The 9,166-nt window shown below is 70.0% G+C and carries 7 protein-coding genes and 1 pseudogene; 4 read left to right on the forward strand and 4 right to left on the reverse strand.

Annotation, left to right across the window (positions count from 1 at the left end):
• Positions 1–30 precede the first annotated feature (30 nt).
• The 3 genes and pseudogenes from B207_RS0130655 to B207_RS36470 form a co-directional block, all read right to left on the reverse strand.
• Entirely contained in the window at positions 31–915 is an 885-nt protein-coding gene (locus tag B207_RS0130655; protein ID WP_018635313.1) for an IS3 family transposase, read from the reverse strand.
• The gene (locus B207_RS42185) at positions 912–1,229 is read right to left on the reverse strand and encodes a transposase (RefSeq protein WP_018635312.1); all 318 of its coding nucleotides are present in this window, start codon (positions 1,227–1,229) and stop codon (positions 912–914) included. The genes B207_RS0130655 and B207_RS42185 overlap by 4 nt, the downstream gene beginning before the upstream one ends.
• 62 nt (positions 1,230–1,291) lie before the next feature.
• Positions 1,292–1,987: pseudogene (locus tag B207_RS36470) on the reverse strand (tyrosine-type recombinase/integrase); the annotation flags it as partial.
• A 240-nt stretch (positions 1,988–2,227) separates the two neighbouring features.
• Here B207_RS36470 and B207_RS0130670 point away from each other — a divergent pair.
• From B207_RS0130670 to B207_RS42475, 3 genes are read left to right on the forward strand one after another with little or no spacing between them, the layout of a single operon-like run.
• Positions 2,228–2,611, forward strand: coding sequence for a pilus assembly protein TadE (locus B207_RS0130670; RefSeq protein WP_230205331.1), 384 nt, complete (start codon positions 2,228–2,230; stop codon positions 2,609–2,611).
• Complete coding sequence (locus tag B207_RS0130675) at positions 2,608–3,039, forward strand: pilus assembly protein TadG-related protein (RefSeq protein ID WP_018640520.1); 432 nt, start codon at positions 2,608–2,610, stop codon at positions 3,037–3,039. The genes B207_RS0130670 and B207_RS0130675 overlap by 4 nt, the downstream gene beginning before the upstream one ends.
• On the forward strand, positions 3,036–6,002 hold the full coding sequence (locus B207_RS42475; protein WP_018640521.1) for a BTAD domain-containing putative transcriptional regulator: 2,967 nt from the start codon (positions 3,036–3,038) through the stop codon (positions 6,000–6,002). Before B207_RS0130675 ends, B207_RS42475 begins: the two co-directional genes overlap by 4 nt.
• 25 nt (positions 6,003–6,027) lie before the next feature.
• On the opposite strand, the gene B207_RS42480 is transcribed toward B207_RS42475, so the two are convergent.
• A complete protein-coding gene (locus B207_RS42480) occupies positions 6,028–6,456 on the reverse strand; it encodes a winged helix-turn-helix transcriptional regulator (protein ID WP_268258236.1) in 429 nt (142 codons plus the stop codon).
• Between the two features lie 1,741 nt (positions 6,457–8,197).
• On the opposite strand from B207_RS42480, the gene B207_RS0130695 reads away from it, so the two are divergent.
• Positions 8,198–9,001: a hypothetical protein gene (locus B207_RS0130695; RefSeq protein ID WP_026311614.1), complete on the forward strand. Its 804-nt coding sequence runs from the start codon at positions 8,198–8,200 to the stop codon at positions 8,999–9,001.
• The last annotated feature ends 165 nt before the right edge of the window (positions 9,002–9,166 follow it).

Here is a 9,166-nt window from a genome sequence, read left to right on the forward strand (position 1 = left end):
TGGAGTGTTTCCGCTTTTTTGGACGCCCGTTTAGGCTGCCAGTTGACTGATGTTCCTGTAGCCTATCTCGTATTCCTTGGGCGTCAAGTATTCCAGCGTCGAATGGCGTCGCGTTGTGTTGAAGTAGTTTTCGATCCAGTCCGCGGTCTCTTTCTTCAGGTCGGCGAGTGACGGCCAGGGGCGGGTGTGGACGAGTTCCTTCTTGTAGGTTGCGAAGAAGGATTCCGAGACGGCGTTGTCGTAGCAGATTCCCGTGCGTCCGAGCGATCGGCGGATCTCGTTCTTCTTGCAGTAGGCGTTGAATTCCTGCGAGGTGTACTGGGTTCCGCGGTCGCTGTGGAAGATCACTCCTGCTGGTGGTTGGCGTCGGGTGAGTGCGTTGTCGAGCGCGTCGGTGATGAGGCTGGTTCTCATGTGGTCGGCGGTGGCCCAGCCGACGACGGCGCGGGAGTAGAGGTCGATCACGGTGGCGACGTAGGCCCAGCCGTCCCAGGTCCTGACGTAGGTGATGTCGCCGCACCAGCGGGTGTCGGGTGCGGTGGCGGTGAAGTCGCGGGAGATCAGGTCGGGTGCGGGGACGGGCTGGTCGCCGGCGACGGTGGTGCGTTTCCAGGCCTTGGGGTGGCGTCCTTGCAGGCCAGCGGCCTGCATGAGGCGCCAGACCCGCTTGTGGGAGAGCTGGTGGCCGGCGGCGGCCAGGCCGGCGCGGATCCGGCGGACGCCGGGATTGCCGCGTCCGTCGGCGTGGATCTTCCTGATCAGGGTGGTGTAGGTGGTGTCGTCGAGGGAACGCTGGCTGGGCACGGCCCGGGACCAGGCGTAGTAGCCGGAGCGGGACACGTCGAGTTCGGCGCACATGAACGCGACGGGGAACTCACCGGAGGCAGCCCAGTCCGCGATGGCAGCGAACTTCACTGCTTTCCCTTCGCGAACCAGGTCGCTACTTTTTTTGCGAACTCGACCTGCATCTGCAGCTCGTTGATGGTGGAGTTCGCGTCTTTGACTTCGCCGCGTAGGCGGACGAGTTCAGCGCGTTCGGACTCGTCCAGGGGGGCGTCCGGCGACGACGGCTCGGCCTCTTCCTTCGCTTTCTTCACCCATTTTCCCAACGTCATCTCGTGGACGCCGATGTTCCGGGCGACCTCGACGACCGGACGGCCGCCGTCGATGACGAAAGCTACCGCTTGTTCTTTGTACTCCTCGGTAAATCTACGGCGTGTCGCACCCATGTCCAGCTCTCCCGACGGATCGGGCAGCTACGTCGGGCGTCCACCGAAGCGGGTACGGTCCAGTCGACGGAGTTGATCGCAGGCACCATCCGCGGTTTCGGGCCGCGACCCATGCTGCCCTTGCCGAACCGCACATGCAGCCGGCCGTGCTCGCCGAGGTCAGGGCGCCAGTCACGGATGTCCAGCCGCACCGTCTCGGTGATACGCAGCCCAGCCCGCCGCCACAGCGACGCGGCGAAGTAGTCGCGGGCGGCGGGCAGATACTTGCGGGCCGACGGCACCGCGTCCCGCCACGCGTCGAACAGAACCGCCACGTCGGCCTCCGGCGGAGGGACGCGGACGGTGTCGCGGCCGACCTTCACCGGCCGGTTGAACTCGTCCACCGGCTGCACGACCACGGCACCGGTCAGGGTGTGGATGTCGCCCTGATAGCGGTCGATGACGAACTCGTAGAACCGCGCCAACGTCCATGCCTTGCTCTGCACGGTGCTGCGCGCGTTGCCACGCTCGCGCCGCTGGTGGGCCAGGAACCGGTCCGCGTCCGCCGGCCCGGCGGACCACAACGGGCGACCGAGGAAGCGCAGGAACTCGAACACGGTCGAGCGTTCCTGCGCGATGTGGCTGTCGGTCAGGCCGGCCCCCACCGCGGCGAGGGCGTACTGGTCGATCAGCTCCTGCTCAAGCTCCTCCATCGCCTGCGGCGACGGGTCCTTGAACCGTTCCGCGGACCCGATCGAGCGCACCGCCGCCAGACCCATGAACACTCCGCTTCAGCGAAAGCAACGAAGCGACGAAGATACCCGCAGACCTTCAGGAATTTCAACGTCCCGTCAAGGTTTCCCCCCAGGCTGCCGAGGCGCTGTCCACCAGGAGGAACACCTCTGCCAGCGAAGGAAGCCGGAGATCGAACTCACGGGATGTCCTGCAACACCGTGACGCCTTCAATCTCCCCGCCTGCGGCGACTGGCTCGGACCGAGGGTCCGCGACCGCCGAGCTGGTGCTGATTGTGCCGGTGCTGCTGCTCATGCTGCTGTTCCTCGTGCTGTGTTACCGGATCTCGGACGCGAAGCTGCGGATGGCCGATGTGGCGCACCAGGCCGCCCGCGCCGCCTCGCTCGCCGCCACCCCCGCCGAGGCGGTCGCTGACGCCCGCGCCACCGCGCAGACCGCGCTGGCCGGGGCCGGGGTCACCTGCCAGGATCTGACAGTCGACACCGACACCGCTGGACTGGCGCCGGGCGCTCTGGTCCGGGTGACCGTGGCCTGCACGGTTCGGCTCGACGACCTCGCGATGCTCGCCACCCCGGGCAGCGCGACCCTGCGCGCCTCCTCGACCTCGCCCGTAGACACGTTCGGCGACCGGCCTGGACAGGCATCGTGAGCCCCGGCCGGTCCGCCCATGGGCGGGACGAGGGGACCGTCACCGCCTTCGTTGTTGTCGTGGCCGCCGCGTTCGTGATGTTCGGTGGGCTGATCCTGGACGCCGGCGGCGCGCTGGCCGACAAGACCACCGCGATGGGCATCGCGCAGGAAGCCGCCCGCGCCGGCGCCCAGCAGCTCGACCTGACGACCTACCGGTCCACGGGCACGGTCCGGCTGCTGCCCGACGAGGCGGCCGGCGCCGCCCGCGCCTACCTCGCCCAGGCCGGCGCCACCGGCACCGTGACCGTCGTCGACAACACGGTGACCGTCACAGTGACCGTGACCCACCACAACCAGCTGCTCGGCATCGTCGGCCTGGACACGCTCACCGTCACCGGCACCGGCAGCGCCCACCCCGCCCCACCCGCCGCCGGAGCAGCCCCGTGAGCCGACCCGCCTCCCACCGGCCGATCCCAGCCCGGCCGATCCGTCGCCGGATTGCCGCCGGCGGGCTGGCCCTCGGCCGGCTCGTCCGCGCCGCCCTCGCCCTCGCCGCGCTCATCGCGCTGATCGTCGGCTTGCCGTGGGGGCTCGCGCATTTCATCGGCTGGCCGCTTCCTCACCACGTGCCGTCCTGGGACGAGATCGAGGCGCGGCTGACCGGCCCGATGGACGACACGCTGCTGCTGGACATCCTCGCGGTCCTGCTCTGGCCGCTGTGGGCCGCGTTCACCCTCTCGGTCGTCGTCGCCGTGCCGGAGGTCGTCCGCGAAGCCCGCTGGCCGTCACACCGCCCGCCGCTGCCCGCAGGCGGGATGCGGGGGCTGGCCACGTTCCTGCTGGGCGCGGTGCTGCTCACCGTCCTCCAGGCCCGCGGCCCCCTCACCCCGGCCAGCGGGCCGGCCGCGGCGCCGGCCGTCGCCACCGCGCCCGCCGCCCCGCGGTTCGTCCCGGTCGCCGCCACCAGCGTGACCGATCCGGCGCTGCCGGCCGCGGCGGCGGGGACCGCGGTCGTGCAGCTGCCGGCCAATGGCGTCTACGACAGCCTGTGGCGGATCGCGGACCGCTGCCTCGGCGACGGCGCCCGCTGGCCGGAGATCTGGGCTCTCAACCACGGCGTCCTCCAGGCCGACGGGCGTGCGCTGACCCAGCCCGGCCTGATCCGCCCCGGCTGGGTCCTAACCCTGCCCACCCAGCCAGCCACCACCCCGTCCCCGGCCGGGAACGCACCGTCCAGCCCTCCGCCCACACCCCCGACCAGCCAGGCACCCGCCAGCCCCGCGCCGACGACCACCACGCCGTCATCTGTCAGCCCACCGGCGGCCAGCCCACCCGCCACCCCAACCCCTCCGGTCAGCACCCCCGCCCCGGGCGGCGCCGCGCCGCCGACGCCCGTCAGCCCGCCCACCAGCCCGGCCGCACCCAGCCCCAGCCCCAGCACCGCGCCGCCTGCGTACCCATCCACTCCGTCCCGACCGCCGGGGGTCCAGTTCCCCTCCGGCGGCTATCTCGGGCTGGGTGCCGTCGCGCTCCTGGTCGTCGCGCTGTTCTCCGTACGGCTGTGGCGTCGCCGGCACTACGTCCCCGGCAGTGGTGTCCGCGACGACCTGAACGAAGCACCGGTGATCCACCAGCTCGCCGCCGCCTACAACACCGCCACCGCCGAACGCGACACCGACGGCGAACTCGTCGTCGTGCGCCCGCCCGGTGACCCGCACATCACCGGCCGCCGCCACGCCGCAGCCACCGCCACCACCCACGCCGCCCCACCCGGCACCCGGATCGTCGGCACCACCGGCGACGGCCAACCCCTCGCGCTCGACCTCGCCGCCACCCGCGGCCTCGGACTGATCGGACCCGGCGCCGACGCCGCCATCCGCGCCCTGCTCGTCACCCTGCTCGCCGACCGCCACCAGCCCGACGCCGCCCCCGCCGAAATCCTCATCCCCGCCGCCGACGTATGGCGGCTGTTGGGCGAAGGCACCACCGCCACGCCGCCGCAGCGGCTGCACGTCGTCGCAGCCCTGCCCACCCTGCTGGACCGGCTGGAAGCCGACGTCGTCACCCGAGCACGACGCGCCGCCGCCGGCGAGGACCCCCGCCAGACGTCCCTGATCGTCCTCGCCACCCCCGACCAGACCTCCGACCGCCGCCTCCAAGCCATCCTCGACAACGGCTCCCCCCTCGGCGTGCTCGGCATCCTCTACGGCCAGTGGCGCCCCGGCGCGACCGCCCGGGTCCGGCCCGACGGGGTCATCGGTGCCGCCAGCCCCGACATCGCCGCCGCGCTCATCGGCAACCGGCTGTTCACCCTGCCCGAGAACGACACCGGCCAGCTACTCGACCTGCTCGCCGACGCCGACGCACCGGCCGCCAACCAGGAGGACTTCCGGCGGGCAAACCCTACCCAGGGGCCCCCGCCCCCACCGCCCACCTCCGCGCCGCCCCCCAGTAGCGCCACGGTCACACCCGCACCGCCGCCTCCGCCAACGCCCGACGTGTCACCGAACGCCGACGAGCCGCCTGGCCCAGACACGCCGCTCCCACCCCGCGGCGGGGCAGCCTCCGCTGAGCCCACAGACGCGGTACCGCCGACGCCGGCCGCGAGCGCTCCACGCCGTCCGCGGGCGGCCACGCCGCTGCTGCTCACCCTGTTCGGCCGGCTACAACTGCGGTACCGGGCAGCACCGGACGGCGACTACCAGCCCGTGGACGGCATCGGCGGCCCGAGCCAGGAGATCCTGGCCTACCTCGCCGCTCATCCCGACGGCGCGCAGCGCCGCACCATCATCGACGCGGTCTGGCCCGACGACGGCAAGCTCCCACGCCAGCGGGACAACCGGTTCTACGCCGCCATCAGCCAACTACGCCGCGGCCTCGCCGCCGCCACCGACGGGACGATCGACGACGTCTTCGACCACGATGACCGGCGCTGGCGGCTACGCCGCGACCTGATCACCGTCGACCTCTGGCAGGTCGACGAAGCCCTCGACGCACGCCGCCGCGCGACAACCACCGCCGACGAGCTCGCCGCGATCCTCCCGCTGGCCGCCACCTACACCGGCCACCTCTCCGACGACATCGCCGGCACCTGGGCCGAAACCCACCGCGAGAACCTGCGCCGCCAGGTCTCCGACGCGCTCGCCAGCATCACCGCCGCCGTCGGGGAGGACAACCCCCAGCGCCTGGACCTGCTGGAGACGCTGCGCCGCCTCGACCCCTACAACGAAGGGCTCTACGTCCAGATCGCCCGCACCCAGGCCCGCCTCGGCCGCCACGACGCCGTCGAGGCCACCTACCGCCAGCTCGTCGCAGCCCTCGCCGAGATCGGTGAGCGGCCCACCCCTGACACGGATCGCGTCATCCAGGCCGCGATGCGACCCGGCCCGCCCGGTACGCGGTCCGCCTGACCGCGCACCGACAGTTCCCGCCGTTCTACCGGCCGCGCCGCCGCTCGGCCCACGCCCGCCGATCCATCTCCAACAGCTCCTCGTGCGCCGCGGCCCACTGCGCCATCGGCGCGACCAGGTCCGCCAGTTCCTTCGCCGGCGGGGTCAGCCAGTAGACCGTCCCGAAGGGGAACACACGCTCCCGCATCCGCTCGACCAGCCCTCGGTGTTGCATCCACCGCAACGTCCGGATCAACACGGCCTGCTGGATCAGCGGCTGCGGCCAGCGCCGGCCCCGCGGAACGTCATAGCTACGCAAGGTGCGCAACAAGCTCGTAAACGGCTGCGGACCGCCCGACAGCGTGACCAGCACGTCCGGGAGCCAGCCAGGGCTCAGCGTACGGCGCAGATCGTGCAGCAGAATACGCCGATCAACGTCAGACAGATCGTCAGTCCCTGTCACGTTCACTCCCACGGAAGATCCGCAGACCCCCTGGCCTGCTCGACCGTTCCGCCGCGCAGCGCGACTACCTCGCCGCCCCGTAGCCCCTCTGCGTGACGGGCAGTTGCCCCAAGGCTGCACTATCGGGCCGTAAGGTGACAATCCGGTATGCGGCCGTCACGGTGCTGCCCAAGGGTCTGTCCACCGCCCCGCGGCGCACAGACCTGAGCCGAATCGCGGCGCCGCAGCCCCGCTACCTGCGGAAACGCCGTCACCGCGACGGGACGACCACCCCAAGCCACCCAGCCCGCCTCCGCCGACATGATGCTCATCACGTCACGCGATCCCGCGGGCCCCGCCAGCCTCCGGACGGCTCATCCGGCGGCTCCCACAAGCCCGCCCTCCAACGACAGGCCGCCGACCAGGCAGGCTGCCGGTCGACGCATCTTCCGACGATGCGGGCAGCTCGTACCCGACCGCCCGTCCGCCACCCCGGCGATCTCGGTGACAAAATAGAAGCCCTCACGACATCGGCGTTCGTGTGAGCCGCCTCTTCCGGAATCTCAACCAGGACGCGCTCCCGTCGTATTGGGGCAGGACCATGGCCATGGGCCGCGAGGGTCGGGATTCTCACCTCCGCTTGGAGGACGGGTGATGATGGCGATTCCGTGCGGACCAGTCGCTGTTGTTGGCGAGGGTTGGCGTACCAACCTTCACACCGCAGTCGGCGAACGGCAGCTGGCGCCGCCGACAGAAAGCCATAGAGCCCAAATCAGCGGATCGCTCACATGCTCCGCCAGCAGGGTGCGCGGCGGACGGTGTAGGGGTGTGGCTGGCGGGTCGCCGTCACTCGCCAGCTGCGCCGACCGCTCGCCATCAACCCGGATCTCCAACCCCGGGATAGGGTTCGGCCGGCCGCGGTCGGGGGCCAGCGCCGCCAGCGCCAGCATTCACCAGCGCTGGCGGCGCCAGCGCGATGCACAGCGAGGCCCTGACCAGCGGATTTCCCCAGCAGGCCGAGCTGCGGCCACGTCGCCCAAGCGAGTGGCCAGGTAGATCCGACCCCTCCAGCCCACTGTAGGGATCGGCCGGAGATGGCCACTCCGAGCTGGCAGGTCACGGTAGTTGGCCAGCACCGGTGCGCCAGCCGCCGCCGGTGTTGGCCAGCGCTGGCGGTGCCAGCGCGATGCACAGCGAGGCCCTGACCAGCGGATTGGCCAAGTAGACCGAGTTCTGGCCACGCAGTGGCCAAGTAGCACGGCGAGTGGCCAGGTAGATCCGATCCCTACACCCACCGGACCCCCCACCGGACCCCCCACGGGACCCCCCACCGGACCCCCCGTAAAGACGGGTGGGTGAACGAAGCGCCGTTTACGCAGGTCAGACGAGGTACGGCACCCACCCAAGCACGCCGCGACTTAATAGCGAGGCAACGAGCTGATAGTCGATGCGGGGACCGGTGCGCTGGCGGCGCGCGACTCCTGTGCAAGCTCCACTTCTCAGATTGATGCGTTTCCTCTTCTCCTTGCGGTCGGGTTTTTGTTTTTGTATTTCGCTTTTTCTTGCACTTCGCTTTTGGCTTTTCTTCTTCCTTTCCTCGCCCTTTGGTCCGCGCCTTCCGATTGTCATTCCATCACTTTCCCGCCACATAAAGAATCATGAATTGGTGGACGATTGGGGGTTGTATTCGGGCGCGCATAGATGGAGAATTAGATATCGGCACCGGGCGCGGGACGACACCCCCGGGGTTCCCGCAAAGCAGAGGAGAGACCTCGTGACCAACAACGCCTTTTCTTCGGACACGCCGTCCGCTCTTCCGGGCACGCGAGTCGAGCTGGAAGACATGGCAAGGGTGACGGCGGACGACTGGCACGCGATTCATCTCAAGGCGCGGAAGTTCTGCCGCGTGGTCGACGCCACGGACTCCCGTAAGCGGATGGATGGCAACGCGACCTACACCGGCCGTGGCTACGGCACGGCGGACGTGAGCGACGACACCACGCAGGATGCGGTGTTGCTCTTCGCTCAGCTCCTCGGGAAGATCATCCGGACGTTTGAGCCAGTGACCTACTCCGTGGCCACGCGGGAACCGGACTCCTGGCTCTATGTCACGAAGCAAGGCGGAACCTTTGTCGCCACCCGTGACAGCATCCAGTACACCGCCGTGCGGGACGCTGCCCGCCGCAACGGCTACAGGATCGACAAGAAGCCAAGCGAGACCGACGCGACCCCTGGGGCACAGCTGATGAAGACTGCGGCTCGTATGGAGTTCGTAGCGGTCTCCACACACCTTGCCGCCAACAGTGAGGCCATCTGGCACCACGCGTTCGGTGACGGCAGGGAGTTCCCTGTTCTCGCGGACGTGCTCAACGAGGGGAACAAGGCCGATGACATCGGACGGGCGGGCATCCTGTCCAAGGTGGCGCAGAAGCGCTACGGGGGTGCCTACGGTTCCCGTCGCGCCGTGATCCGCACCCGTGACGCTGCCTTGGCAGAGTTCCGGGAAGTGTCAGAACGGGCTGACGCGGTACGGGAGCTGATGACCTACCGCGCCGCGCGGGATGGCAGGGAGGACTGACCTTCTTTCCTCGCGGAGAGGGCACCGGGAGAGTCTCCCGGTGCCCTCTCCGCGTTTCTGAGCCGTTTTACGGCCGGACGGTCGGAACGCTTCCCAGCGCGTAACAAGGTGAGGGCAGAAACCGCCCGAACCAGCTGGCGAACACGCATCCGGCCGGACGGTCGG

This window comes from Parafrankia elaeagni (assembly GCF_000374165.1).
In the GTDB taxonomy this organism is placed as follows: domain Bacteria; phylum Actinomycetota; class Actinomycetes; order Frankiales; family Frankiaceae; genus Parafrankia; species Parafrankia elaeagni.

Coding starts and splice junctions, on each gene's coding strand:
- B207_RS42185 (WP_018635312.1), bottom strand. CDS start 1,229: ATGGGTGCGACACGCCGTAGATTTACCGAGGAGTACAAAGAACAAGCG.